The organism is Pseudomonas viridiflava (assembly GCF_900602065.1).
Taxonomy (GTDB): Bacteria; Pseudomonadota; Gammaproteobacteria; order Pseudomonadales; family Pseudomonadaceae; genus Aquipseudomonas.
Window position 1 is genome coordinate 138,281 of sequence record NZ_UWFN01000347.1, and the last position, 26,621, is coordinate 164,901.

Here is a 26,621-nt window from a genome sequence, read left to right on the forward strand (position 1 = left end):
CCACAAGGATGATGCACGGCACAACAGCTGAGTAACACCTCAATCCTGTAGGGGCTGCCGAAGCGGCGAAATCAGTCTTGCTGACACGGCAGCGCCATTGCTAATCACCCGCGCTGGGCGTTCTTGATAGAAATCTGATCATTCAGTGTCCACAGGTCATACAGCACGCCCACCAGAAACAGCCCGCCCGTGAACAGGTAGATGATCCCGGTGATCCATTTGCCCTGATACATGCGATGCACACCGAAAACGCCAAGGAATGCCAGCAGCAACCAGGCCACGTTGTAGTCGGTAGAACCCGCCGTGAAGCGAAAATCAGCTTCGCGATCCATGCCGGGGATCAGGAACAAATCGATCAGCCAGCCAATGCCCAGCAAGCCCAAGGTGCAGAACCAGATCGTGCCAGTGACTGGCTTGCCGTAATAGAAGCGATGAGCGCCGGTGAAACCGACAATCCACAGCAGGTAACCGAGCAATTTGCTGTGGGTGTCCTGACGCTGTGAATCCAGTTGATAGGTGTTCATTGGGACCTCTTTTGCCGTAATAGAAAAAAATATCTGTAAAGCATGTGACTTTTTTGTATCTGTCCGACGTATGGCAGGAACCTCTGACGCTTATAACAAACCCTTGTAACACAAGGGATTCACCCATGTTTTGAGAGAGTTTGTCGCAGAATCTGAAACGATCGTACCGTAATCGTTCTGTCATCAAGGGTCTGAAAGCCGCAAAAAGCTGTTATAAAGTTGCGCGCTAACCCACAAGAGCCCTGCCGAATGCGTCCTTTTTTCAAGTCATGGCTAACCATCTGCCTACTTATGCCACTGGCCGCCCACGCCACCAACCGTGAGCAACAACTACCCGCGAGCTTCACCGGCTACACCGCGAAAACTCATTCTTCGCCAGCCATCGCGACTACTCAAACCACCGAGCCTGCGCCTGTCATCTCTCCACGTGGCCATAGCTCCCGGGCCGTTATTTACCGCGCCCCGGCAAAGAATTCCAAGGCCGTCGCCAACGTGCAAACGCTGCCGACGCCAGGCGTACCAAACATCAAACAGAGCAATTCGGTCGTCAGCCGTGCTCTGAAAGCGGTCGGTACTCCTTATCGTTGGGGCGGCAACACTCCAGGTAAAGGGCTGGACTGCAGCGGTTTGGTGAAATATGCATTCAACGACGTAGCTGAAGTCGATTTGCCGCGTACTTCCAATGCCATGGCCGAAGGGCACGGCGTGAAGGTTGACCGCAAAGACCTGAAGCCCGGCGACCTGCTGTTCTTCAACATCAAAAGCCGCAAGGTCAACCACGTTGCGATTTACCTGGGCAATGACCGCTTCGTCCACGCCCCGCGCCGTGGCAAGAAAGTGACTGTAGATACCTTGAAGAAGCCGTACTGGAACAGCCATTACATGGTTGCCAAGCGTGTACTGCCGAAGCAGAGCGCTCCGTTGCGGGTTGTTCAGCGTTAAGCAAAATCGACCTGCGAACACTGAACTGTGGGAGCGGTGCTTGCCCGCGATAAACGATAACGCGGTATGTCTTCTAGTCGCGTCTCATGTATCGCGGGCAAGCACCGCTCCCACAAGGGTTAAACCCCACAGGCATGGCAATCCTCAGAAATTATCCGGCACCTTGGCCTTTTCCTTCGCCGCATCGCGGGTGATGAGGCCTTTGGCGAGCAGGTCCTTGAGACACATGTCCAGCGTCTGCATGCCCAGCGATCCACCGGTCTGAATCGCCGAATACATTTGCGCGACTTTGTCTTCGCGGATCAGGTTACGAATCGCTGGCGTGCCCATCATGATTTCGTGAGCGGCAATCCGACCGCCGCCTACCTTCTTGAGCAACGCCTGAGACACCACCGCGTGCAGCGACTCGGAGAGCATCGAGCGGATCATGGATTTTTCCTGAGCCGGAAAAACGTCCACGATCCGGTCGATGGTTTTCGCCGCCGATGTCGTGTGCAGCGTGCCGAACACCAGGTGCCCGGTCTCTGCTGCGGTCAGCGCCAGTCGAATGGTTTCCAGATCACGCATCTCCCCGACCAGAATCACATCCGGGTCTTCCCGTAGCGCCGAACGCAGGGCCTCTGAAAAGCCCAGCGTGTCGCGGTGCACTTCACGCTGGTTGACCAGGCACTTCTTGGACTCGTGAACGAATTCAATCGGGTCTTCAATGGTCAGGATGTGGTGATGACGATTGACGTTCAGGTGGTCGATCATCGCGGCCAGGGTCGTCGATTTGCCTGAACCGGTCGGCCCAGTGATCAGCACAAGCCCGCGAGGGACGTCGGTAATCTTACGAAACACTTCTCCCATGCCCAGCTCTTCGAGCGTGAGGATCTTCGCGGGAATGGTCCGAAATACCGCTCCCGCGCCGCGATTCTGGTTGAACACGTTGACCCGGAAGCGCGCAACGCCCGGCACTTCGAACGAGAAATCCGTTTCCAGATACTCTTCAAAATCCTGCCGTTGCTTGTCGTTCATGATGTCGTAGATCAGCGCCTGCACGTCCTTGGCATTCAGTGCGGGCAGGTTGATCCGACGCACATCGCCATCCACACGAATCATCGGCGGCAGCCCAGCCGAGAGGTGCAAGTCCGATGCGCCTTGCTTGGCACTGAAAGCCAGCAGCTCGGTAATATCCATACAGCTCCTCAATCACATAGAATGCCGCAGACTTTAGCCCTGCTGGCGCAAATCAATGTCCATGATAGCAGCGAACATTTCAACGCTCGGCGAGCGAATTAGCGCAGCAGCTCAAGCCGCGCAGCGTGACCCCGCGTCCATCGGCCTGCTCGCGGTGAGCAAAACCAAACCTGCACAGGCCCTGCGCGAAGCCTACGCAGCGGGCTTACGGGATTTTGGCGAAAACTATTTGCAGGAAGCGCTGGGCAAACAGCTCGAATTGGCCGACCTGCCCTTGTGCTGGCACTTCATCGGCCCCATTCAGTCGAACAAGACTCGTGCTATCGCCGAGAACTTCGCCTGGGTACATTCAGTGGATCGCCTGAAAATCGCGCAACGCCTGTCCGAGCAACGCCCCGCTGACCTGCCGCCGCTGAATATCTGCATTCAGGTCAACGTGAGTGGCGAAGCCAGCAAGTCCGGCTGTACGCCCGCCGACCTGCCCGCGCTGGCCGAAGCCATCAGCGCCTTGCCTCGCTTGAAGCTACGTGGCTTGATGGCCATCCCGGAACCCACTGAAGACAGCGCGGAACAGAACGCTGCATTCGCCGCTGTCAGCTCGTTGCAGGCGCAACTGAACCTGCCGCTGGACACCCTTTCCATGGGCATGAGCCACGACCTGGAGGCCGCCATCGCACAAGGCGCCACCTGGGTGCGGATTGGCACTGCCCTTTTTGGCGCCCGTGATTACGGCCAGCCATGACCTCTGACGCAAGGAACCCGACATGAGCAAAACCCGCATCGCCTTTATCGGCGCTGGCAACATGGCCGCCAGCCTGATCGGTGGGCTTCGCGCCCAAGGCGTTGAAGCCGACTCGATCCGCGCCAGCGACCCGGGTGCCGAAACACGCGGCAAGATCAGCGCCGAGCACGGCATTCAGGTATTCGCTGATAACGCCGAAGCCGTGGAAGGCGCGGATGTGGTGCTGATCGCCGTCAAACCGCAAGCCATGAAAGCCGTTTGCGAAGCCCTGCGCCCGAGCCTCAAACCGCATCAGCTAGTCGTATCCATCGCCGCCGGCATCACTTGCGCGAGCATGAAAAACTGGCTCGGCGAACAACCCATCGTACGCTGCATGCCCAACACCCCGGCGCTGCTGCGTCAGGGCGTCAGCGGCCTGTACGCCACCGAGCAAGTCAACGAAGCGCAACGCGCCCAGGCCGAGCAACTGCTGTCGGCTGTCGGCCTCGCGCTGTGGCTGGAAGAAGAGCAGCAACTGGATGCAGTCACCGCCGTTTCCGGTAGCGGCCCGGCGTATTTCTTCCTGTTGATCGAAGCCATGACTGCCGCAGGCGTGAAACTTGGCCTGCCTCAGGACGTGGCCGCGCAATTGACGATGCAAACCGCGCTGGGCGCTGCGCTGATGGCCACTGGCAGCGATGTGGATGCTGCCGAGCTGCGCCGCCGCGTGACCTCGCCAGCGGGCACCACAGAAGCCGCAATCAAGTCATTCCAGGCCGGAGGCTTCGAAGCGTTGGTAGACACCGCGCTGACAGCCGCCGCACACCGTTCGGCAGAAATGGCCGAGCAGCTGGGCAAGTAATCTTTTTAGGCCATTGAGGAGCAGACCGATGATCGGACTGAACACCGCTGCAATCTACGTGCTGCAAACCATCGGCAGTATGTACCTGCTGATCATCCTGTTGCGCTTCGTGCTGCAACTGGTACGCGCTGACTTTTACAACCCGCTGAGCCAGTTCGCGGTCAAAGCCACCCAGCCACTGCTCAAGCCGCTGCGCCGGATCATCCCGAGCCTGTTCGGTCTGGACATGTCTTCGCTGATTCTGGCGATCATTGTGCAAATGATCCTGATGGCACTGACCTTGCTGCTGGCCTACGGCACCACCGGCGATCCGCTGCACCTGCTGCTCTGGGCAATCATCGGCGTGACCGGTCTATTCCTGAACATCTTCTTCTACGCGCTGATCATCAGCGTGATCCTCTCGTGGGTCGCCCCTGGCAGCCACAACCCTGGCGCACAGCTGGTCAATCAGATCACCGAACCGTTGCTGGCGCCGCTGCGCCGCATCCTGCCAAACCTCGGCGGCCTGGATATCTCGCCGATCCTGGCGTTCATGGTTCTCAAACTGCTGGACATGCTGGTCATCAACAACCTCGCCGCCATGACCCAAATGCCGAGCGTACTGCGCTTGCTGATGTAATCACCTGGCCCTGGGTGGGAGCCGGGCTTGCCCGCGATAAAATCGACTCGGTGCCTGAAACCGGAATGACTTTACCGCGGGCAAGCAATGATCACAGGTGGATTGAGGCCTCAAGCTCACGACGTACGGGTGGGACCGAATTTATTCGGGAGTCGGTATTTCATGCGATACATAAGCGGCGAAAGTAACGGCCCCTTCGCGAATGAATTCGCTCCCACAGGATTTCCGCTTACAGGCCAATACCGAAAATGACACAAGCCTGGCACCAGCCCTCCCTTAAAACTCCTCACTCCTGACATTCGAAAACTGCGAATTCCGATTCTGCAGCTTGCGCAGCGTCAGCTTGTAAACACTCGACTTGATCCGGTCCCCGACCAGCGTCTCCTCTAGCCGAATCCGGCTCGACGCATAGGCACACCCCGTATCGAGCATCTTGTACTTGAGCTGGTAATACCCCACGTCCATGCGCCCAAACGTAAAACGACTGCGCGCCGGAATATACGCGTGCCGGAAATCACGCTTGCCCGTCGCATCGGTAATCTTCGCGTACACCGCCTGCTCGCCCGCGGTGTTATCCACCGTAATCTCCGACCAGCCACCGTCACGCATCAACGGCATGCCCGCGATGTAACCTGCAGCGATCGGCCACGGCGCACCCATGGGATCAACCAGCGGCGGCACACAGTCCGGCTGCCCCGGCTCGACAATCTTCACCGGCGTATTAACAGGCACCGCAGCAGCAACCCTGGCCGCTTCAGCAACCGCCTCAGCCTTGGCCTGCGCCTCAGCAAGGATCGCCATATCGTCCACCACCGGCGGTGATGGCGGAATAGACGCCTTGCCTGCGTCCCGGTCATAGCCCATCCAGGCGCCCGCGCCACAAGCGACCACAAACACCGCCACCCAACGCAAACGACTGGCGCGCCGCGCTGGCTTTGCGGGTTTAGCTGATTTGCCTTGAGGTTTTACTGAGGGGCGAGCCTGCGGCCTTGCAGCGGCTTGCGGCCCGGCCTGACGCCGCTGAGTAGCCGCTTGACGAGCCACCTGCGCATCACGAACCAGACTGGCGTCATACGCCGCGCGCTTGGCGGGGTCGGCCAACACATCATGAGCGGCGTTAACCACTGCCATCAAATCAGACGAATTGGCTGCATGATTACGATCCGGATGCAGCTGCTGCGCCAGCTTCCTGAAGGCGTGCTTTATCTCCTCTGGCGAGGCATCCCGAGCAACATTGAGCTCGTCGTAATAAGTACGTGTTCTGGGCATTGAGCTTGCTATCCATTGCGACGCGACATCTTAGCAAGCTTTCCCCCACCGCAACCGCCCCACACCCCAAGCTGAAGGCCAGCGCACAAACCAAAACAAAACCCGGCCCCACCTGACGAATCGCCCTTCAGCCCCACGCCAGAACGCCGATAAAGGCTCACTCCCTCAACGCTTTGGCCCAACGCCTGCGCGCAGCCAACCGCTCAAGAAATTTTTAAAGGAAATCAGTGAGCTAAGGTTTACAGCCAAAAAAAACTCTATATACTCAGCGCCCATCACGCCGGTATAGCTCAGTTGGTAGAGCAACTGACTTGTAATCAGTAGGTCCCGGGTTCGACTCCTGGTGCCGGCACCATATCCAGCTCCATCGCGTTCCACCGAATGCCTTGGAAGCCCCTAAAACCCGCCCTTTGGCGGGTTTTTTCGTTCCAGGACCCTCCGTCGGGATCCAACAAAATACCCCATCCCCGGGGGTATTTTTAGGGTACAGCGTCTTGCCTGCATGGAGAACGTACCCTTATGCCACGTCTAGCCGTTCCTCTCAGCGACCTCAAATGCCGTACGGCGAAACCTCGCGAACGCGCCTACAAGCTATTCGACGGTGGCGGCATGTACCTCTTCGTGAAACCCAACGGCGTGAAAACGTGGCGATTGCGCTACTTCAAGCCCAGCGGCAAGGAAGGCACGCTGATCATCGGCAACTACCCCATCATCTCGCTGGCCGTCGCGAGGACCAAGCGCGATGAAGCCAAGGCCCTGTTGATCGACAACATCGACCCGATGGAAGAGAAGAAGAAAGCGAAGCTAGCTGCTCAACAGGCTTCCCTGCTTTTTGAAACCGTCGCCCTGGAGTGGCACGCCGAAATGTCGCGGCGCTGGACGGAGGGACACGCCAAGACCGTCATGAGCCGGTTGCGCACCCACGTCTTCCCCCTGATCGGCCAACGCCCCATCGCTGAGCTTGATACCCATGATCTGCTTGAAATAACTCTGCGTATCAAAGAGCGCGGCACCATGGACGTTGCTCTGCGCGTGCAGAATTATCTCTCCACGATCATGCGGGGCGCGAAGCGGGCACGGCAGATCAGCCAGAATCCTGCGCTCGATCTGGCAGGGTCGATTCATGCCCCGCGTACCGTACACCGCCCTGCCCTCTCCCTCAACCGCCTCCCCGAACTACTCAGACGGATCGACAACTACAACGGTCGTGAGCTAACCAAGCTGGCAGTACTGCTGACGCTGCACGTGTTCGTGCGCTCCAGCGAACTGCGCTTTGCGCGCTGGGATGAGTTCGACCTGCAAAGGGCGATGTGGGAAATCCCGGATACCCGCAAGCCAATCGATGGCGTGCGCAATTCCACTCGTGGCACTAAGATGAGCGGAGACATACAGATGGTGCCCCTCTCTCCCCAAGTCATCGCGATCCTTGAACGGCTGCGCGGCTTGAGTCGCTTCTCCGAACTGGTGCTGCCCGGTGACCACAAGTACTGGAAGCCAATGTCGGAGAACACGGTTAACCAGGTGCTGCGCAACGTTGGCTACGACACATCCAAAGAAGTATGCGGACATGGATTCAGGACCATGGCCTGTAGCGCTTTGCTGGAATCAGGCCTGTGGACAGATGCGGCTATTGAGCGGCAGATGAGCCACAAGGAACGCAATCGCGTGCGCGCCGCCTATATCCACAAGGCCGAATTTCTGGAGCAGCGCCGGCTGATCATGGCGTGGTGGAGCAATTACATCGATGCCAACAGATCGGGGCATGTCACTCCACATGAGTTTGCCCATCCATCTGGGGACAACATCACCCCCTTGCCAAGTGGGCGTGGCGCATTCAATCGTCGGTGAACCCTCGAGAACACCGTTGGCCGCTCTTTAATTCGGGTCCATCCAAACAGGGCTGCAAAGCCGCCCTGTTTGAATGGACCTCGCTTTGCAAAGCTAAAAGCCGACACAAATCCTTTGGATACCACTGATTTCCACCGGTGGATAATTTCATGCACAGCCCCAGAGGCCACGAGGAATGGGGCGTTGACCAAAATTATCCACAGGCGTAGAAGTGTTGTTGCAAACGCTGTCGTTGACAGCACCCCAGGTGACCCGAGCCTTCAAGGTCACGCCGCTCCTGCGGTGGTTCTCTCCAAGGGCGATTCGCATCCGGCAGCTCGCCCGGTCACTACCCATGTGATGGATGCTCTTAAACATACGGCGCTCGTGCGCCAGATACACCGTACCTCGCTGCCCTGCAGCAACCTATCCGCTTGGCCGGCTATTGCGCCAACCTGTGCCCGTCTCTTTCTTCTGGAAAGAGACGGGCACTTCTACCACTGCTGCAGCCTTGATCGTACATGGCTTTGCGGCAATTCCCCTCGTGACAATCGGCGTGACAAACGCCGATGTCACCAGCAACAGCCATGTAGATGATGGTGCCGCAGACCAAGGAATGGACTGCACCTGACTGACAGTCAGGCATGCCCCGGTCATCGCATTGCTGCTTGCACCCGGCTCAGGATCTTCAGGCGCTGGTCTCGTCAGCCAGTGCTGCCTCCACCCGCCCACCGGTAACGGTGCTCAGGAGGCCAGATCATGAGATGCCCTTGCTCTTGGTCGTAAAGAGCCGCCAGTCCCGCGTTAGAGGACATCCCCACAGGTCGCAGGGGCCTTGATCCCTGATAACACTCAGCATTCTTGGCGGGATGACGTGGGGCGAGGATCGGAGAACGGCAGATGAGGTGATTGAGATGGCATCGGTAGGTAGACGCGATGGTCGTAATTTTGGTTATGGAAGGCAACTGAGCTATGCAGGGCCACAAGCGCTGAAAGACATGTTCGGCGGTGGCCACTACGGCACGGTCAAGGCGCACAGTGATCGGTGGCTGGCATTCGTGAGGTGGTGCCGGTCCGATCAGGGGCCTGGTATCAATGATGCGCGGCAGATTGATCGCAAGGTGTTGGCCGACTATGCGGCGTATATGCGCGACATGGTTATGCGCGGTGATCTCGCCGTCAGCACTGCACAAAACCGGATATCCAGTGTTAACAGGACCATGGCTGCGCTTCGCGGTGATCAGCATGTGAAACTGCCAAGTCCGAGCAGGGCGTTGGGTATGCAGCGCAGCGGAGTTCGACACTCGGTGCCGCAGGGCCAAGACCGCAAACAGGTTAAGCAGATTGTCGATGTGCTTTGCCGCGATCATCAGCTACGGGCCGCTGCAATCGTTCTATTGGCGCGAGCCACCGGCATGCGCTTGCGTGAGGCCATCCTAGCCGACTTGCCACGGCAGAGCCGTGAGGCTAACGACCTAGGCAGGATCAACATCCAGGATGGCACCAAAGGCGGCCGAGCTGGCGCCTCAGCACCACGATGGATTGCGGTGGACCACCATGTTCAAGACGCGCTTGGGTTTGCACGGCAGGTATCGCCTGCGAGTAGCCGCAACCTGATTGCGCCAGACGGAAGCTATCTGAATGTTCTGCAGGAAATCATCCGCCCAGCGCGGGACGTCCTGCATGCACACAAGCTCAAAGGCTTCCATGAGCTACGAGCAGCGTATGCATGTGAACGCTATGAGCAAATCACCCAACACCCCGCGCCTATCAACAGCGGCCAATGTTGCCAGGTAGATAGGAAACTTGATCGTGAAGCTCGGAGGCAGATCAGCTATGAGCTGGGGCACGGGCGTATCGATGTGGTCGCGGCCTACATTGGAGGACGCATATGAGTAAGCCATTCGATATGGAACTGTTCTTGGCTGCGGTGCTGACGGGATCGTACGCAACGCGGCAGCGCCATTTACGGCAAGCAAAGCTCATCCAAGCGGAGATATCTGAACGCTGGCAGCTAGAAACACCTTGGGGCTGGAAGAAAAAACATGTTGCGTGGTTTTTTGACCACCGACTAGCGAGACGATGCGAGGCGACTCGATATTACTACCTACTGACAGTGCGGCTGTTAGTTCGGCGCTTAGAAAGGACATGGGTCTTCAAGAGCTCAGCGAAGGTCTGACATTGATAGTCACGAGCGACCTCAATCAAGCCAGAGCAGACCTTGCCGCACATGATGTGCCATGAGCTACTCTCAAGCTAGGGTAATACTGTACGTATAGCACCCCGCCGTCCAGCCAGTCATAAAATCAAGGATTTAATCGCCCCTAGCTTCGCCAGAAAAGCTGTTGATAGACCGTAGGTCACGGGCCAAGGCGAACCGGTATATCATCTACGCAGCATGCGAGCAGAGCCGCCATCTGGCCTCAGCCGGTCGCTCAGACAGGGCCGCCTTTGGCCGCGGATTTCGGTGAAAAGATCGGCAATCACAATCTAGGTTTCGCCGGAAAGTTCGTAACGCTTCGCCATCACAGAATTCTTCCCATTGATGGCGGGGGCTCTACAATATCTCAGCTTCCGAGATGGTATCGATTGGGTGTCTCGGGATTTCGTACAAAGCCTCAGGGGGCGTTGCGACACTACTGAGGCGTATGGACGTGCGGCTAACAAATTTGTAGTCTTGGTGCCTGCCTTGCCGCTTTCAATCCTCCAGCCATCGCGGATTTGTGGTTCTGCACTGAAGGAGCAAAGGATTTGCGTCTAGGCATGGAAGCTGATGCGGAGAACTTTCTGAATACTCCGCATCTGCTTACTAAGCTTTAGTTAGTTCACTAGATTAGCGAGGATGCTTAATTTATGTCGAAGCCACCCAGTCAAATTGTACTGTCAGGAGCTGCTTACCCTGCAAAAGAATTATTTGCACGCATTGGCGATGTTGCAGTTCATCCTGGGCCGAGGGGGACGAAATATATTGATGCAACAATATATGACGGTAGTTCATGGCGTGTCTTGTATCTGAAAAGCTTCGGCTTTGGCTCGGGCAGCAGAGTATTTTGCGAACCGCATCAGATCGGACCAATTATGCGCGACATTCAGAACAAAATTATTAGCTGCAAGGGAGGGATGGTTTACCATGACATCCCATTCGGAGATAAGACGCGCAAATACATATATCGAGGAATTCCACTCCCTTCTTTTTTACAGCCTAGCCCTTGGGGTATCTGAAAAATGACGAGGTAAAAACTTGCCGGTATAGATCGACATCCCAGAACTTCGTACCGCTAGGCTAGTCTGCTTTGTTGACGAGAGTTTGGGGATTTACCATTTTCATTTGAGTTCAGGGTGGAGCATTTTAAAAACAGATACTCTCTAGAGTTTCTGGGGGAAACGGCTAAAATACTTTGCCTCTCTTGATCCCCCCATGCTTACAAAAGAACTAATGATGGTTAGGCTCTGTACGAAATACCGAGAAACCCCGTCGGCGGTCCTCGGAAGCTAAAGTCTTGTAGCGTTTCCAGCCATCTACGGAAAGGAATACTGTGGTGGCAAAGCGTTACGAACTCTCGGATGAGGCTTGGGTGTGGTTACTGATCTCTTCACCGAAACCCATGGCCGGCGGTGGCCCCGCCTGAGCGACCGTCTGATGCTCGATGGCGTGCTCTGGGCGCTCTGCTCAGGTGCTGCATGGCGAGATATACCGGAACGCTCCTGCCCGTGGTCAGTAAGCGCAGTACCGGCGCTAAACAGTTTGCTAAACGACTCAACGGCTACTGGTGGGGTAGTCTCAGCAGGGGGCGGTGGCCTATGCACACTGGGCAGCTGGAAAGGATCAACATCCGCGAACGCAATGGCCTAGATACACCCTTGAAACCTAGAAACCAAAAAAGCTGCCAAGATGGCGAGTTTCTACGCTGGTTCGTGTGCCCAGCGAACGCTCATCCTAGCACCTGTCGAGCTCACTGGGCTGAAAGTCTAGAACTCAAGCCCGATAGCTCGACCACAGGCGCAGACTTATACTCGCACCGAACACGTATGAAATCCGTCGGGACCGGTTCCGCTCCTTCAAAGAATTCAGCAAAGTCAAAGCTTTTAAGCTGGTAAGGAGCCACAAGAACGGCCTCCTGGCCGGCTCCCAAAAATATCACGGGCCGATTAGGGGCGACATTGCTGCACTCATGCGAGTAGTTGAAGTCAAGTGCATGAGCCATGAGGTAAACCTTCTCCGGCACCCTGGAATCTGCAATCTGATCATGGGACCAGCTCCAACCGAAGTACAGAATCACACTGGATACAAAAAAAGCGAGCACAGAGTACAAAGGAGGCTCGTTCACCTCTACACCTGCCAATTTACCTTTGACCCAGCCTACACCAATGAACCCGTGAACCAAGGAAAGAACCAGTGCAACGGTGAGGATAAAAGGCAGCACCAGCTTTATGATTAGCAGGCCAGTAGTAAACACCAGTGTGATGGGTAGTGCGGAAGCATCTACATGAAAGACACTATTCACGTATGCCGCTGCGCTGCCCCTCGAATACAGCACCACTCCCGAAAGGATGACAGAGACTAGAAATTTGGTACTAGCAAAACTCCACAGCGATCGAATAACCGCTGATCGCTCCAAAGATACGCCGATGAAAATCGTACACAACACGACAGCCCATAGGCGGAACGCAACGGTGTGTTCTCGCACCCAATCGAAATCACTAGTGGCCGATCGGGTAATAGCGAGCATGACACCTACGATACCAATAAATCCAAGCGCCCAGCTAAGGTCATAGCGACGCCGGTCCTCAGTGTAGCCCTGTAGGGAAAGCCACTTCCCTAGTTGCTGATGGATGTCCCGTACGTAATATTTCAGAGACTTCTGACGCTGATCAACCAGATCATGCTCCCCGCCCTGCACTTCATGTCGTATTTTCTCAAGGTGTTGCTCAATTTGTTTACTCATATTTTTACCTCTTTCAAAACTAATTGGTATAGCTGTTACCTAACAAGCCTGTCTCAAGCCGCGATGACGCTGTAGCTAGTTAGGAAGCCAGGTAGATGCCTAAATAATCAGCCACATAGAAAAGTCATATTATGGCTCGACACTTATCGCCACCACTCATGATAAATTCAAAGTTCCCAATACTCTTCGATTAGGTAGAGGGGTCTGCCTGCCATTATCAGCTTAATAGCCTCTATATGTGCCTCGTAATCGTCCTCAGAAAACTTTGTCCATCGCGGATTACGCTTTTGGGCAGCTATGAATGCTGAGCGTGCTTTGCTCATACTGGATCGGTTCTTCAATAGGAAACTCCGCAACCCTTTGAACAATTCGAAATCCAGCGGCGGGTGGAGCAAGGCAACGCTTGGGTGCTGGTGATGCCCGCCGCAGACCAAGACCGTCTTCAGATAGATATTTACCAGTTTCTGGGCGCGGCCGAAGGTGAAGTTGGTTACACCAAGATTCTTCGCCTCCACTTCAATCTTCTTCATGAAGCTGATCTGCCATTTGTCGACATTTTGGCCAATATCCTCTGGCCCAGTAACTTGGGACAAGCCGCTCAGTTCTATTAGCTTGAATGCCAATGCGTTACCTCCACCAACCAAGCCTCGGCCATATGCGGCGGCGGCGCACCACTTACCGTATTGGTGTTTGTGTTTCTCAATACAATATCGCGCTGTAGGAAGCGTCATATTAAATCCTCCCCATTAAAATTATCATCTGTAGAAAGCCTATTTTTGAAAAAACTTCAAACGCAGATCAATAACTGTGGAACTCGGTCCAAAATAGAAATTTGTTCTAAGCTGCTTGTGATCCACTGCCGTTGACCAAGTACTGTAATGCCCCCCCCCCGACAGTGATCAGAGACCAAGCCACGATTTAAGCCGAGCCCAGATACTACTCGTTGGGGGAGTCGTACTCGGGTTTCGTTCGCTGGATAACGGCGGGGCATCGGATCGAACCTTCGTTTCGGAGCCATAGTGTGCAGCTTTGGCCATCTTGTCGCGCAGCCGCTCATCCTCGATCCTGGCTTGCGACCAAGGCCCAGCCTCCACGACGCGACCTCTTTGGACGATGTAATGCGATCTGCAATTCTGATTCCAGTTACCTACCGACGGGTGAAGCGAGATGGATTCCCCATCAAACGTCATCCTCCAGTCGGTCGGGGTAAAAGGAGTTACAACACGCTCGCCGCAACCACAGCAGCACGAATGCACTGCGGTTGCGTAGTCCATCGAGATGTACAGAATGCCGGACTCCAATTCGCGAGGAACATTTCGCACGAAACGGTGCTCAAGGCTGAGATACCGAATCATGATTGGTCACCGTTGAGCAGCATGCCTCCATCAGTCGTGTAGGTGCTATGATGCTCGCGTTCTAGGTCTCGGTAGAATCCGCGCAACTTTTTCCACTTCACAACAGCAAGGCATGCATTCAGGGCATTGAGGTCGGCCACTTGGATATTTGACGCGTACAGATCTTCGCCCCCGCCTCCAGCAAAAGAGATACGTCCCGCATGCACGTGGTCGCGTTGTGCTGGCGTACTCGCCGTGACGCGCAGTATTCCCCCCAAACTGCCGTTGTTGAGTTCAAGTCCCATCCCGACATCAATAAATGCGACGCCAAGTGCCTCTAGTTTCGTAACCACCGCTCTCTTTTCCTCACCGGCATCCATACTGATGAAAGCGAACGTAATGCCGTCAAGTAGCCCCAATGTCTCCGGTCTCATCTTCACTGGGTGAGCCACTATCCCGCGGTGCATCCGTTCATAGATATTCTTGAGGTAGAACACCTTTTTGGGAGCATCACGCAACTCTTCGAGCGATGGAGCTCCAGGGGCGCGAAACGCGTTGTGCGACAGAAAGTCATCATCATCGAAAAGACGGATCTCCTTAACCGGTGTTTTCGCAACCAGGTCGAGGATGTATCCCCCAGTTCCTCCCGCGCCCAGAATCCCTACCACCTCACCTTCCAGCTTACTGGCGAGCGCCCCCAGGCCAACACGACTGGATGCGGTATCGAGATAGTTGAAGACGCTGACCTCATCTTCATCATCCGTACCCCGGATCAAGCGCGGGCTGATACCCGGCTGAAGAACCGCCGCAGGCCCCGCCAAGATGGTCGCGTATGTAGCCATCTTGGTGTAGTAGTCAGGGTATCCGTCGGCATTGGGCTTACTGGAGAAACTGTGCTTCGCAGTAAGTCCGTACCCGAGATCCGTATTGGGCGCCGCGTGCGAGATGCCTGGCAATGGCGTCCCAACTGCGCTGCAAGGGAAGTCACCATCCCAATGGATTACATGGGTCTCCGGCTTACGGGTCCGGTCTCCAGCCAAATCCAGGTTAGACACCAACGTTCCTGTGCGTACGCGGCATTGAGAGTCGACATATGGTACCTCCCGCATTACAAGGAGGTTTCCTTGTATGCGTACGAAATACCCCTCAGCTCGCAACCGAGCCAAATCCGCATTAAGACTGAACAGTGCGTGTGACATTGAAGATCGTCCCTTGTTTTTTGACTTCAACGGAACCGCCTTCGGCGAGCTCACCAGCGTGTGGGTGCGAGGCAGCATTACGGTAGGTCATCGAAAACTTCACGTTGGCTTCTGCCGGCGCATTCGGATGCGACAACTTGACCACCTGCTCGAAAGTGACATGCTTGTCCGGTACGACCTCTTCGACAGCGTTGACCACGATGACGTAGCCTTTTTGCGGCCGCAGGGCAGTCACGAATCGCTCGATGCCTGGAGCGTCCAAGTTGATCTGCTCTTCGGGTTCAATGAGACGGTCTTCACCGCCCCTAACCTCCAGAAAGATCGCTTCTTCAGGCAGGACGTCGACCAAACCATACAGAACACTGGCGTCCAAGGTTGGATGCCCCCAAGCCATTTGCCGGTCATTCAGGACGAATTTGAAGTCACGATCAGATTTGAACGCGATGAAGCGTTCGGCGCCCTTGCCGCGCAAATCCACCGTTTCGTCAGGACGTACGTCCTCGAAGTCGCCTGAAACAAGCAAGGCGTAGAGGATGTAATCGCTACTACGGTCAAGGCCGGCGCTGTCCAGAATTTGCCGACCCGTCGGAACGGGATCGGGTACGTCAATGTCGCGGAAGCTGAGCCCTTCCAAGCCAAAACGAATGCGATAGGCGGAAGCTTCTCGCAATGGACGACCCTCACGGATTGCGTCGCCAACGTCTTCAAAATGTGTATTTTTCATACAGTCCCCTAGCGTGATGTGGCGACTCATTTCGCCTACATCCCACTAATCGGACCGACTGGCTCTCGCCGGTAAACTTTTTTAAAAAAGCTTGGAGAGCGCACCTGCAGGGACTTCGCCGCAGACGAAGAAGGCCGGACAGTTCGGGCAGGTGGCATCCGACGCGTTCGTTCGGAACTGGCCACCTCGGATTTCGCGAAAAATCTCAGCGATTTTTACCTGTCGGTTACTCAGCTCTCTTGACGACAGTTTCAATGGCTTGCTCTCAGCATCCGCGAGGTAAAGCAGTTCCAGCTCGGCGTCTGGGAAAACCGACTGGACTGCGAGTATCAATGCCGCGGAGCCCACATCCTTACCAACATTGCTAGGCGCGTGGCCTGTTCTGACTCGGCGTACTATTCGCTTTCCATTTCTCAATAGTATTTCGTCTGGCGTCACCTCAACTTCATGGCCGTCCACCACAATTCGAAGCGCCGTCGACGCCTCAACTTGCGCACCGGCCCTCGACTCCATGAAGTATTGGAGCATGCTAGAGGCCATCGCACGGTAGTCGTCGACATAGCCATGATCCGCAAGCCCGCGAATCACAAATGCTTGGGAAAGCTGCTCCTCCCAATCGCTTACCGGAAGGTTGCCCTGCGCTACAAGCTTGCGATAGACGTCCCGAATGGCCTCATGCATTTGCATGAATGAGTTCATCTTGCGTTTGCCACCAACCTGAAGCAGATGCGTATAGAAGAAGCGCCGCGCGCAAGAATCGTAAAGCGATACCGCGTCGGAACTAAAACGTGGAACTCCAGTAAACACAATGGGTATCGCCACTGAGTCTGGGGCGGGAGGCAATACGGTCTTAGGCGTGACAGCACATTGCTTTACAAGGCCAATCCGATCGAGGTACGGCGAGAGTGCGCGTGTGCGCCCATTCGATGCTGCGGTTGCTCCATAGAACGACAGAGAGGTTTTCGCACGGGACATGGCGACGTAAAACAAGCACTCTTGTTCCTCATTGTGGGCCGCCCGTGTAACGTCATCCGTACCACCTTGAGCACCAGCGACCATGTTCGAAGGCGGAGGGCATTTTGATGTCCGATATGCTCCTGGGATGGAGTCTTTGTTAACGCCAGCGATGTGAACCGCCGGAAACTCCAGTCCTTTAGAGCCATGGATTGTCATCAATCGGACGGCATCAATCCCCTGAGCAGCAGAGGGGAGCTGCCTCAAGTCCCTATCATCCCGCAGTCGTAGCAGCCTCCTTATACGATCAGAAAGCCGCTGAATAGGGAGACCCTGCCCATTGGGTTGTGCACGGACGAAGTTCATGAATTGCCAAATCGCGATACCTCGCGCCTGGTCGGAAACCTCTGACGAAGAAGCAACACGAGCTGCCAATCTTGTCCGGTCGAGCAAAATAGTTGTCAGCACCTTCCAAGGTTGAGAGCTAGCGTCAAAGCCTGCCAATGCGGAATTGAGCTCAGAAAGTGCTGATTGGCCAGCAGACGTCAGTTCTACTGGCGAGATGACGCGCCAAGCTCCGACATCCGAATTGACTTCTCTCAGAGTCTCAAAAATCCGAACAACATCCTCTAAACACATCGCAAATTCGGGAAAACAAGCGGCCCGGATAAAACCCATCGCGCGTCGATCCACAAGCAGCGAGAGTATCGAAACCAAGTCCTTAACCTCTGGACGCTCGAAGAGGCTTCCAAGGAACAGCACTGGGATACCAGCTCGCTCAAGCTCACGCCCAACGTCCGAAAGTCGATCATTGCCGCGGCAGAGAACCGCTTGGTCCCGATAACTGTAACCCGACGTTAGAAGCTCTTGAATGCGGTCAGCGATCGCAGGAGTCAGGAGGGAACCGTTATCCACCGTGATGACTTCGGGGAGACTTCCAGATCGCCCGCAGTCTGCCTCAAGACTTTCGTCTCCATCGGCCGTCGACATTCCTGCGGCAAAAGCAGAGCACGCTTCGACGATCTCACCTACAGAACGGTAGTTGATCTTCAGTCGGTCTCGCACAGCACCCGGAAAATCTTCGCGCCCAAACCGGGCCATGTTGAAGGACGAGGCACCTCGAAACCGATAGATCGACTGCTTGGCGTCCCCCACCACCCAGAGGTTTGTACCGGATGGTTTGAGTGCTTTGAGAAGTCGAACGCTGCTGTGGTTCACATCTTGGTACTCGTCGACCAGGATGTGATCATAGTCATTCTGCAACTGCGTCCGTACAGCTTCATCCCCCTCTAACAGCTGGACTGGGCGCATAACCAGATCGCCAAAGTCGACACAATTTGCGAGTGCTTTGAGCTCTTCGTAGCGCGCGTAAACCTTGGCGACCTCCGTAGCTTTTTCAGCAGCCTCTACTGCGCTTGGGTCATCTGCCGTTTCTGCCATTGCATTGGCTAAGTCAAGGTACCCTTCCGGATCGACAACTTCGTCCTTAGCGCGCGACACCGCAGTTAGGATGTCAGCAGCAGTTTGGGATGGATCGTAGAGGTTGCTATAGTGAGTCAGGCCTAGCCTAGGAAATTCATTCTCAAGCAGCTCTACGGCTTCGGTTCGATCCATTAGACGAGGATCAACCGGTAGGCCACAACGGTCGTTGAATCGCCTGAGAATATCGAGGCCAAAACTATGGAAGGTGCCGATGCAAAGAGCCGCTGTTTCCTTGGGCCGCTTTAACGCAATTCGTTCGGACATTTCGGCAGCGGCTTTGTTCGAGAACGTTAGGAGAAGGATTCGCCGTGGATCAACCCCATCGTCGAGTAGGCTCTCAACCCGCGCCACGAGCGTACGCGTTTTTCCAGTACCAGGCCCAGCTTGGAGAAGAAACGCGCCCCCCCGATGAGAGGCCGCAATACGTTGCTCATCATTGAGAGGGATTTCGACCGGAGCTTCTGGAGTAACGGCTGGCACAGGAGGAAGCAGAAGCGCATCTAGCATTTGCTGCGCGATCACTTCGAAGGGAGCCCCCAATCGAGTTGCGATCTCAGAACATGTTTGGCGTTGAGTCAGGTGCAGCTCGACGACTCGACTCCTCGGCAATAGCAGCTCTCTTGCGAAAAGGTCCATCTGGACCTCCCGACGTTGCCGGCGGCTGTAATCGACGACCCGCTCTATACCAACTGGCGAAACCTCAGAGGTTCGTGCGGGATCGATTTGAAATACATCGCCCTCCTCATCTTCACCGTCGCCTAAAACTGCGTGCCCAATCTCATGGGCGATCAGGAAAGCCTGCTCGAACGGTGTTCCTGAGTTCTCATGAACGATCAGTTGTAACTCAGCGTCGAAAGTCGCTCGTGCTCCGTCAAGAATCGAGGCGCCGGGGACACACGACTCAACCGTGATGCCACGCCTCTCCGCAATCTCTCTCGCGAACTGATAGGGAGACCAAGGATCACTGCCCTGCTCGATCGCTTCCTCATGCAGGCGCTCTGCGCGCTGACGAGCGAGTTCTATATGATCCATGGTTAGTCATCGCCCTGGAGGATCCGTGAAATGCTTTCCTCATCCAGTCCTGATTCCTTGAGCAGACGCTCAAGCGGAACTTTTTCGGCTGCGAGTGGCTTGTCATCAGATTTGTTTGCACGAAGCGCCGATGCTTGGGCTGGCAAAGCGAGAAATGACTGAACAACGGAAACTGATGCATTCAATGCTCTAGCTAATCGCGCAAGAAACCTCTCTGGCAATACCACCGAATCTATTCGTCGCTCGCGAATAGCTACGCCAACTTGGATAGGCAACCCGAGCTCCCTCGCTGCTTTAGCAAAAACCTTCGGCGGTGCCGACTGCAAGAGCTCCACAGTCACAACGGAGTCGCGAAGCCGCCCCATCTTAGCGCTCACAGCAGCAAGCTCGTTGGCACTGAGAGGAAGATCCTCATAGACCTCGCGGGACAGCTCCCTTGCAAGATCCACGAGTTCGATAGCGAATTGAGGATAATCTGACAGGTATCGTCTGAGTACGTCAGTTCCTGGCTCGTAGTCCATTGCGAAAGCGTTCATAACGTCTTCGCTAGCAATTGGCGAACGAATAGTCATTACAGTTTCCCCTTGAGTTCAAGGCGCGACCGCAGACTTGCGAAAGCTTTGTCACGGTACGTACGGATAGTCTTTTCACTCTTACCCAGCGTTTTACTGATGGTGACGGCAGAGGGATCTTTCGAGTCGATAGGAATGTCATGGCGGATCATCTCGATGATTCTTTTTTGGATTTCAGGTAGACCATCAATCGCATCATCGAGCTGAAGCCGGTAAGTTTTTTGATCGAGCTCGGTTGGATCAAAGGGTTCGTAGCCACCGATAGCAGCTATAGGGAGAGCCCCTTCGTCCTCGTCCACCTCTAGCTCGTCAAAGCGATTCTCATGCTTCCAATGGCGATCACGCGCATCCTTTCGGTCCCTGGCGACAGCCGAGTTGAAATTGATCTCGTAGTAGTCCAGACGGTCGTCATACGCCACTCGGTCGCTAAGTAGCAGATCAATGAAATGGTCAGCCACATCATCTCGGATGTTTGCGTTCGTAAGCGAAGCGTCATCAGCGCGCGGCAGGAGAAGGTGGAGACGCTCAAGCAAGCGCTCGGTGAGTGTTTCACGATGAATTCCGGATTCTACATTTCGCACAAAATGCACCAACGCTTCCGGCGAGACAAAATCGGGAGAGGTCCGCGAGCAGTCGGACGCTCTACGCTCAAGCTCAGCAGCGCCTATGACCTCGAGCTCTTGGATTTCAGCTTCGACGGCCGGACGTCGGGAATACAGCGTTCCATCAAGTTTGACCTTACGAAGGGGACGTGCCACGACTACTCCTTTTTCTCGTGTCCAAGACCTTCTGTTCGGCCCTGAATGTAACATCGGAGCAGTGTTTGATCACAGCTGTATCAGCGGATGGCGAGTACATCTTTCGATCTTCAGCATGAAGGGCTGTTGTGCCCGCCAGTTCCGCAGACGCGACCACCTTTATAGCTAGATTTTTCATGAGTAATCGAAGCTCTTACTTCCCTCAAGCCCCAATGTATGCAGGAATTCCTGCTACCAGGCGTCACGATGTCCAGTATCGCCATCAGCCATGGCATCAACTCCCACATCATTCTCAGGAGGCCGCCGATCTACCTCGACAAGTATCCCGCGCCAGTGCCAGCGTATGTGCCGCGGTAGCTGGTGCACAAACGGCACGCTGATGAAGCGATAGTTTTCTCACCGCCATGCCGAGTAAGTGTTGCCAAGCAGCAACTCCCCGATTCGATTCCACTAAATTCCATAACTAGCTGATTTCTTTGTAGCTATCCTTTGAGGTACACTCAAAAATCCACCAAATTCCAGCCCCGCGAATCCCCTGCCCTCACAGCAAGAAACCGTTCGTCTGGTGCCGCACCATGCGCAACATCGAAAGAGGTTCATATAAATGGGCGCTTTTTGTGCTCACTTCATTTTTTTCAAAGCTACCGAAGGCGGTATGACAGGCATTGCAATATTGGAATCAGCCTAGCCCAAAGTGGTGCCCAGAATCCCCGAGTGATTGACCAGATTGTTCATTGCACATAACCTGCCCCCAACACACTCGCCACACGTCCTACTCAACGAGTAGGGTCCTGCCTATAGGCAGGCGTGCAAAAGGCGAGTTTTTTTCGTCTGGAGTTCTTACCGTGATTAAGAGGGCTCCTGTAAAAATCCTCCCTTTGAAGAAGCCGCTTTAACTCCCCTTGCCGCCCACCTGCCCGTAAAATCTCCCAAACTACTCAACAATCAGAAACAACCTTCAGCCCCAAAACCCGAGCTCTGTAGGACCCTTCTGAAAATTCAGGATATGCTCTGCATCCGCTTGTAGATGCCTGACGTGGCGACTACCTTCCTGCCTGTCGTTGATTTCAACGATTGGGTTTAGTCGCCCGATGAACAAGCGAAGCATCTGTCATAACCATTGCCGAAGTCCTGGACGACGGCTTGGAATTTTATGGTGGCTGTGCACGGGGCACCTTCGGGTGCGCCGGTTGCTTGACGTCCCGGTCGACTAACCCGCTGCACAGCTACCACCCTTCGTTTAGTCGCGGATGGTGGTGGTCAACCTACGTCAAGGAGTCACCATGATCAGATCCACGCCACATCCCCCTGTTACCCCCATCAAGCAAAACCTTGTCAGCAATACCAACCTGGGCAACCTCAGCCTGTTCACCGTGAAGCCCGATATCAAGATCGAAGACGCGCTGGTTCTGGCGTCGGAATACCTGAGCTGCGCTGCGGCTACGGCGTATGAAACGGCAGATAACAGCACGCTGGAATTTCGCCCGTTGGCGAGGTCGGTGGTGCATCAGATTGAAGCGGCCAGAGCGCTGGTTGAGGCCTCGGTGGCGGGGCTGGAGGAGAAGCAACGACCGAAGTAACGTAGATGATCTGTGCAGTTAGTCACTTCGCGGGCAAGCCTTGCTCCTACAAGAGCGAGGCTTGAGCGTTTTTAGCGTCAACATAGCGTGTCAGCTCAATTGCTTCGCGAACAAGTTCGCTCCTACCGGGGCGGTGTTCGCCGTTGGGCTTCAGGGTTTGCTGAGCCCATGCCCCACAAACCACTCATCAATCATCCCCCGCAACACCGCCCCCGAGAAACTCGCGAAATGCCCGCCGTGCACGGTATTCACTGGCAGTTTGCGCAACCGCTCAAGGCTAGCGGCGTAGTCAGCAAGGTCAGAGTGGTAGGCGTCTTCGATCAGGGGGCCGTCGTAGATGATGTCGCCGCTGAACAGGGTTCGGGTGTTGGCTTCCCACAGGCTGATGCCGCCGGGCGAGTGGCCTGGGGTGTGGAAGACTTCGAGTACGCGGTCGCCCAGGTCAAGCACGTCGCCTTCGTCGATGAGGCGTGTAGCAGGTGCGGCTTTGACCTGGTATTCGGCGTAGCACAGTGGGCAGTCGGGGTGGGCTTCGAACATGTCGTCGCCGACGTAGGCATCGGCCAGGGTTGAGGCCCGTGTGGGTGTGGCGAGGATGTCGGCTTCGGCCGGGTGCACCAGGCGTTCGGCGAACTCGTGGTGCCCGGCGATGTGGTCGAAGTGGGTGTGGCTGGCGACGGCGAGCAGCGGCCGGTCGGTGAGCCAAGGCAGTTGCTCGCGCAGGCTGACCACGCCAGAGCCGGTATCTACGAGTACGTCGCGGTCCCTGCCCTGTATGTGCCAGAGGTTGCAGCGGTAATACGGGCGCACCCACGGCTCGTGAATCAGGTTGATGCCATCGGCGCGCTTCTGTACTTCAAACCACTGGTCGCGGGTGACTATTTTCAAGGCTCTACGCTCAGGTTGCCCGGTAAGACGCTGTCGGTACTTGGCTCGGTCGCACGGTGCGGCCCGTAAACGGCGGCGGGTTCGGGGAACAACTGTAGCAGTCCGAGGTAGAGCACGGCGGCGAGGCCGAGGGTGATGGGCAGGCTGATGTCGATGCCGCCCGCCAGTTCACCAAAAGTGCCAACGAACTGCCCTGGCAGGTTGACGAAGGCGAGGCCGATCAACGCGCTGGGGATCCATGCGCCGAGACCACGCCAGTTCCAGCCGTGATGAAACCAGTAACGGCCACCGCGCTCGCCACGGGTGAAGACTTGCAGATCGGCAGGGTCATACCAGCCACGACGCTGTACCAGACCAATGATCATGATGATGATCCACGGGCTGGTACACGTGATGATCAACACCGCGAAGGTGGACATGCTCTGCACCAGGTTGAAGCTGAAGCGCCCGACGAAAATAAAGATGATCGACAGCACGCCGATCAACACCGTGGCTTGTGCGCGGCTGAGCAGGCGTGGCGCTAGGCTAGACATGTCGAGGCCGGTGCCGTACAGCGAAGTACCGCCTGTAGAAAGTCCGCCGATGATGGCGATCAGGCAAACCGGCAGGAAGAACCAGCCCGGCGAAATCGCCAGCAAACCGCCGACATAGTTGTTCTGGGCGATGTAGTCGGGTGCTTGCACGGCGACGATGGTGGCGGTGACGAGGCCGAAGAAGAACGGGATGAAGGTTGCGATCTGCGCGAACATCACGGCGGCCATGATGCGCAGCTTTGGTGTTTCACGGGGGATGTAACGCGCCCAGTCGCCTAGGAAAGCACCGAACGAAACAGGGTTGCTCATCGCCACCAGCGCTGCGCCGATGAAGGCGGCCCAAAAGCCCGGTTGGCCGTGGCTGACGCTGCCCGCATAGCTGGAGTCAAACGGCCCGGCGAAGGCGAAGATGCCCAGCAGGAACAACAGGCTAGAGGCGGTCACTGCGACTTTGTTCACCGCCAATAGCTGGCGAATGCCATAGATGCAGACGACCAGCACAAGCAGTGCGAACAGACCGTAAGCGATGCCAAGACTGAGGTTGTTTTCTGGCAGGTCGAACAGGCGCTTGGCGCCGCCGATCAGTGCGTCGCCTGAACTCCAGACTGACAGCGAGAAGAAAGCGATGGCGGTCAGCAAGGAAAGGAATGAGCCGACGATGCGCCCGTGCACACCAAAATGCGCACCAGACGACACCGCGTTGTTGGTGCCGTTGAGCGGCCCGAACAACCCCATGGGCGCGAGGATCACCGCGCCGACCAGCACACCCAGAACGATGGCATAGACGCTGGCCTCGAAGGACAAACCGAAGAGCACCGGGAAGCTGCCAAGTACTGCGGTGGAGAATGTATTGCTGCCGCCGAAGATCATGCGGAACAGGTCGAAAGGAGTTGCTGTGCGTTCGCTGTCAGGAATCTGTTCGACGCCGAAACTCTCGATCCGGGTTGGGTGGGATTCGCTCATGTTGCCGCCTCTCAATGCCTGTCACGGTTTTTATCGAAACGCCTGTTCAGGCCGTTTCATTTGTTTTTCCTGCCGGATCGCAGGATGTGTGGGCAGTGCAAAAAACTGTCTGGAACATGGCCAACCCGCTTATTGAGGTGCAGGCGTGGCCACGCTCTGCCCGGACGAACCAGAGGCAGAACGAGCAGAGAGTGTTCAAAGGCGAGGCGAAGTTAAATCGGTGCCAGCAAATATTTAGTTCAGGATTTGCTGAAGTAACAGAGGGACGCTGTCATTGGCTTCTGTGAAGGCGGGAATGATCGAGAAAGCGGCATTCCTGGCGATTAATTTTCAGCGAATGCTCCGGCCTCTTCCCGGCTAAAGCCGGTCCTACGGGCTTGAAGCATCAAGGCGCCCCAAACATCATGGTCCAGTACACCCCCGCTTTGCTGTTCGGGTTAGTCCCGTAAGCCGCCCCCATTTGGGTGAACATCGGGTTCATGAGGTTGGCGCAATGGCCGGGGCTGGCTAGCCAGCCTTGCATGGCTTTTTCAGGCGAGCCTTGGCCGCTGGCGATGTTTTCGCCGACTTGTCGCCCGTTGTAACCCGCCGCTCGGGCGCGGTCTTTGGCAATGTCGCCGTTAGGGTCTTGATGGGAGAAATAGCCGCCGCTGGCCATCGACTGGCTGTGCCGTAACGCGGCGTTTTCCAGGGTGGTATTCCATGTCAGAGGCCGCGCAGCTGCGTAGGGTTGGCTGCCACACATGCGCGGTTTGGCCCGTGCCGCGTTGACCTGAGCCAATAGCGTTCTGCCCGCAGATTGCTGATCGCCCAGATGACCGTCGAGCAACGGCTTGGCCAATACCAATCGCCAGTCCCTTCCTGATTGAGTGATACCAATGTCGGCGTATTGGTTGTCCAGCAAAGCGCCACAGTAGCGACTCTGCAGCATGGCGAAAGCCCCCTTCGCATCCTGCGCACCCACCAGGCGAATGCTGCGCACCGCTACTGCTCGATAGCCGGAAGCCTTCAAGGTGTTGCGCATGTCGCCAGCAAACCCGATGGGCAAAGCCAGATCCCGCCTCAACTCAAGTGGCGATAACCCACGCACCGCACGCCCCTCACACCGCGAAGGCTGAGCGCGATAGTCGTTGATGGCCGATACCAATTGTTGCGCCTCGCTCGCATGAGCCTGGCTGGCGAGCAGTGGGAGCAAGGCGATGAAGCAGAGCGAGGTGAAGAAGCAGAGCGAGGTGAAGCGAGAAGTCAGGCGCATGGGACGGGGCTGCTCTGATGATCGAAATCGGGCGCTGATCTGACTGGAGAAATGGAAACTAGTTCGTGATGGCAGATACGCCTTCGCCATTCAGTTGACTGACTTTTTGACCAGATACTGCTCCAGCGCAATGTTCTTCTGTATCAAAAGCTCATTCAAAAACTTCGGATCCACCGCGTGCAGAAGGGTGACGACATCACAAATCTTCCAGTGATAGTCCTCCGGGTGATCGAGGCTTTGACCGTTCCATATGGCATCGGCAAAAAGAAGATAGGCGTATGCCAGCGGCGCCAGAAGGGCGCCGAGCGCGGGCGAGATAAGGAGAAGCGGAACGGCGCATATCGCAACGATCAAACTGGCGACGATCAAGTCGATCGTCTGCGCAGCGAGACGACACCAAGGGCTGGCCAATGCGTACGTGGTTGCGCCATGGGTAAACTGGCGGGGCTTCACGATGG

Annotated in this window: 24 protein-coding genes, 1 tRNA gene and 1 pseudogene; 11 read left to right on the forward strand and 15 right to left on the reverse strand. The window is 55.9% G+C overall.

The window, feature by feature from the left end; translation table 11 throughout:
- Window positions 1-104: 104 nt before the first annotated feature.
- A complete protein-coding gene (locus tag EE949_RS26375) occupies window positions 105-524 on the reverse strand; it encodes an NINE protein (RefSeq protein WP_122666979.1) in 420 nt (139 codons plus the stop codon).
- A 249-nt stretch (window positions 525-773) separates the two neighbouring features.
- On the opposite strand from EE949_RS26375, the gene EE949_RS26380 reads away from it, so the two are divergent.
- Window positions 774-1,466, forward strand: a complete 693-nt coding sequence (locus EE949_RS26380; RefSeq protein WP_122666980.1) for a C40 family peptidase — start codon at window positions 774-776, stop codon at window positions 1,464-1,466.
- Between the two features lie 144 nt (window positions 1,467-1,610).
- Here the strand turns inward: EE949_RS26380 and EE949_RS26385 are convergent, their stop codons facing one another.
- The gene (locus EE949_RS26385) at window positions 1,611-2,645 is read right to left on the reverse strand and encodes a type IV pilus twitching motility protein PilT (protein ID WP_122666981.1); all 1,035 of its coding nucleotides are present in this window, start codon (window positions 2,643-2,645) and stop codon (window positions 1,611-1,613) included.
- 55 nt (window positions 2,646-2,700) lie between these two features.
- Between EE949_RS26385 and EE949_RS26390 the strand changes: the two genes are divergently transcribed.
- Genes EE949_RS26390 through EE949_RS26400 form a run of 3 tightly spaced genes read left to right on the forward strand, consistent with a single transcriptional unit; the run spans window position 2,701 to window position 4,847 of the window.
- Entirely contained in the window at window positions 2,701-3,387 is a 687-nt protein-coding gene (locus EE949_RS26390; protein WP_122666982.1) for a YggS family pyridoxal phosphate-dependent enzyme, read from the forward strand.
- Between the two features lie 22 nt (window positions 3,388-3,409).
- A complete protein-coding gene (gene proC, locus EE949_RS26395) occupies window positions 3,410-4,228 on the forward strand; it encodes a pyrroline-5-carboxylate reductase (RefSeq protein ID WP_122666983.1) in 819 nt (272 codons plus the stop codon).
- A 28-nt stretch (window positions 4,229-4,256) separates the two neighbouring features.
- Window positions 4,257-4,847 (forward strand): YggT family protein, encoded by a 591-nt coding sequence (locus EE949_RS26400; RefSeq protein WP_122666984.1) that lies wholly within the window; start codon window positions 4,257-4,259, stop codon window positions 4,845-4,847.
- Window positions 4,848-5,123: 276 nt separating this feature from the next.
- Here EE949_RS26400 and EE949_RS26405 read toward each other — a convergent pair whose 3' ends face one another.
- Complete coding sequence (locus EE949_RS26405; RefSeq protein ID WP_122666985.1) at window positions 5,124-6,116, reverse strand: J domain-containing protein; 993 nt, start codon at window positions 6,114-6,116, stop codon at window positions 5,124-5,126.
- 279 nt (window positions 6,117-6,395) lie between these two features.
- On the opposite strand from EE949_RS26405, the gene EE949_RS26410 reads away from it, so the two are divergent.
- From EE949_RS26410 to EE949_RS29925, 6 genes and pseudogenes are all read left to right on the forward strand, one after another.
- A tRNA-Thr gene (locus tag EE949_RS26410) sits at window positions 6,396-6,471 on the forward strand.
- A 164-nt stretch (window positions 6,472-6,635) separates the two neighbouring features.
- A complete protein-coding gene (locus tag EE949_RS26415) occupies window positions 6,636-7,964 on the forward strand; it encodes a tyrosine-type recombinase/integrase (RefSeq protein WP_122666986.1) in 1,329 nt (442 codons plus the stop codon).
- 893 nt (window positions 7,965-8,857) lie between these two features.
- Window positions 8,858-9,838: an integrase domain-containing protein gene (locus EE949_RS26425; RefSeq protein WP_122667087.1), complete on the forward strand. Its 981-nt coding sequence runs from the start codon at window positions 8,858-8,860 to the stop codon at window positions 9,836-9,838.
- On the forward strand, window positions 9,835-10,122 hold the full coding sequence (locus EE949_RS29920; protein WP_122666987.1) for a hypothetical protein: 288 nt from the start codon (window positions 9,835-9,837) through the stop codon (window positions 10,120-10,122). Before EE949_RS26425 ends, EE949_RS29920 begins: the two co-directional genes overlap by 4 nt.
- Window positions 10,123-10,796: 674 nt before the next feature.
- Window positions 10,797-11,165, forward strand: coding sequence for a hypothetical protein (locus EE949_RS29565; protein WP_162873898.1), 369 nt, complete (start codon window positions 10,797-10,799; stop codon window positions 11,163-11,165).
- 317 nt (window positions 11,166-11,482) lie between these two features.
- Window positions 11,483-11,661 (forward strand): annotated as a pseudogene (locus EE949_RS29925) (transposase); the annotation flags it as partial.
- A gap of 235 nt (window positions 11,662-11,896) precedes the next feature.
- Here EE949_RS29925 and EE949_RS26440 read toward each other — a convergent pair.
- The 8 genes from EE949_RS26440 to EE949_RS26470 form a co-directional block, all read right to left on the reverse strand.
- Window positions 11,897-12,889, reverse strand: coding sequence for a hypothetical protein (locus EE949_RS26440; RefSeq protein WP_122666988.1), 993 nt, complete (start codon window positions 12,887-12,889; stop codon window positions 11,897-11,899).
- A 167-nt stretch (window positions 12,890-13,056) separates the two neighbouring features.
- The gene (locus EE949_RS26445; RefSeq protein WP_122666989.1) at window positions 13,057-13,620 is read right to left on the reverse strand and encodes a hypothetical protein; all 564 of its coding nucleotides are present in this window, start codon (window positions 13,618-13,620) and stop codon (window positions 13,057-13,059) included.
- A gap of 168 nt (window positions 13,621-13,788) precedes the next feature.
- Window positions 13,789-14,244 carry a DUF6527 family protein gene (locus EE949_RS30055; protein ID WP_346010013.1) on the reverse strand — a complete coding sequence of 152 codons (456 nt, stop codon included), beginning with the start codon at window positions 14,242-14,244 and terminating at the stop codon, window positions 13,789-13,791.
- Entirely contained in the window at window positions 14,241-15,422 is a 1,182-nt protein-coding gene (locus EE949_RS26450; RefSeq protein WP_122666990.1) for a ThiF family adenylyltransferase, read from the reverse strand. Before EE949_RS26450 ends, EE949_RS30055 begins: the two co-directional genes overlap by 4 nt.
- A complete protein-coding gene (locus tag EE949_RS26455; protein ID WP_240350444.1) occupies window positions 15,397-16,176 on the reverse strand; it encodes a multiubiquitin domain-containing protein in 780 nt (259 codons plus the stop codon). Before EE949_RS26455 ends, EE949_RS26450 begins: the two co-directional genes overlap by 26 nt.
- 51 nt (window positions 16,177-16,227) lie before the next feature.
- Window positions 16,228-19,614 (reverse strand): UvrD-helicase domain-containing protein, encoded by a 3,387-nt coding sequence (locus EE949_RS26460; RefSeq protein ID WP_122666992.1) that lies wholly within the window; start codon window positions 19,612-19,614, stop codon window positions 16,228-16,230.
- A gap of 2 nt (window positions 19,615-19,616) precedes the next feature.
- Window positions 19,617-20,186, reverse strand: a complete 570-nt coding sequence (locus tag EE949_RS26465; protein ID WP_122666993.1) for a hypothetical protein — start codon at window positions 20,184-20,186, stop codon at window positions 19,617-19,619.
- Window positions 20,186-20,944 carry a sigma-70 family RNA polymerase sigma factor gene (locus tag EE949_RS26470; protein ID WP_122666994.1) on the reverse strand — a complete coding sequence of 253 codons (759 nt, stop codon included), beginning with the start codon at window positions 20,942-20,944 and terminating at the stop codon, window positions 20,186-20,188. Before EE949_RS26470 ends, EE949_RS26465 begins: the two co-directional genes overlap by 1 nt.
- Window positions 20,945-22,227: 1,283 nt before the next feature.
- Between EE949_RS26470 and EE949_RS26475 the strand changes: the two genes are divergently transcribed.
- Window positions 22,228-22,524 carry a DUF6124 family protein gene (locus tag EE949_RS26475; RefSeq protein ID WP_122666995.1) on the forward strand — a complete coding sequence of 99 codons (297 nt, stop codon included), beginning with the start codon at window positions 22,228-22,230 and terminating at the stop codon, window positions 22,522-22,524.
- Window positions 22,525-22,674: 150 nt separating this feature from the next.
- Here the strand turns inward: EE949_RS26475 and EE949_RS26480 are convergent, their stop codons facing one another.
- The 4 genes from EE949_RS26480 to EE949_RS26495 all read right to left on the reverse strand — a co-directional run bounded on the left by EE949_RS26480 (window position 22,675) and on the right by EE949_RS26495 (window position 26,616).
- Entirely contained in the window at window positions 22,675-23,412 is a 738-nt protein-coding gene (locus tag EE949_RS26480; RefSeq protein ID WP_122666996.1) for an MBL fold metallo-hydrolase, read from the reverse strand.
- On the reverse strand, window positions 23,409-24,908 hold the full coding sequence (locus EE949_RS26485; protein ID WP_122666997.1) for a purine-cytosine permease family protein: 1,500 nt from the start codon (window positions 24,906-24,908) through the stop codon (window positions 23,409-23,411). The genes EE949_RS26480 and EE949_RS26485 overlap by 4 nt, the downstream gene beginning before the upstream one ends.
- A gap of 385 nt (window positions 24,909-25,293) precedes the next feature.
- Window positions 25,294-26,163 (reverse strand): CAP domain-containing protein, encoded by an 870-nt coding sequence (locus tag EE949_RS26490; RefSeq protein ID WP_122666998.1) that lies wholly within the window; start codon window positions 26,161-26,163, stop codon window positions 25,294-25,296.
- A gap of 90 nt (window positions 26,164-26,253) precedes the next feature.
- The gene (locus EE949_RS26495; protein WP_122666999.1) at window positions 26,254-26,616 is read right to left on the reverse strand and encodes a hypothetical protein; all 363 of its coding nucleotides are present in this window, start codon (window positions 26,614-26,616) and stop codon (window positions 26,254-26,256) included.
- Between the last annotated feature and the right edge of the window lie 5 nt (window positions 26,617-26,621).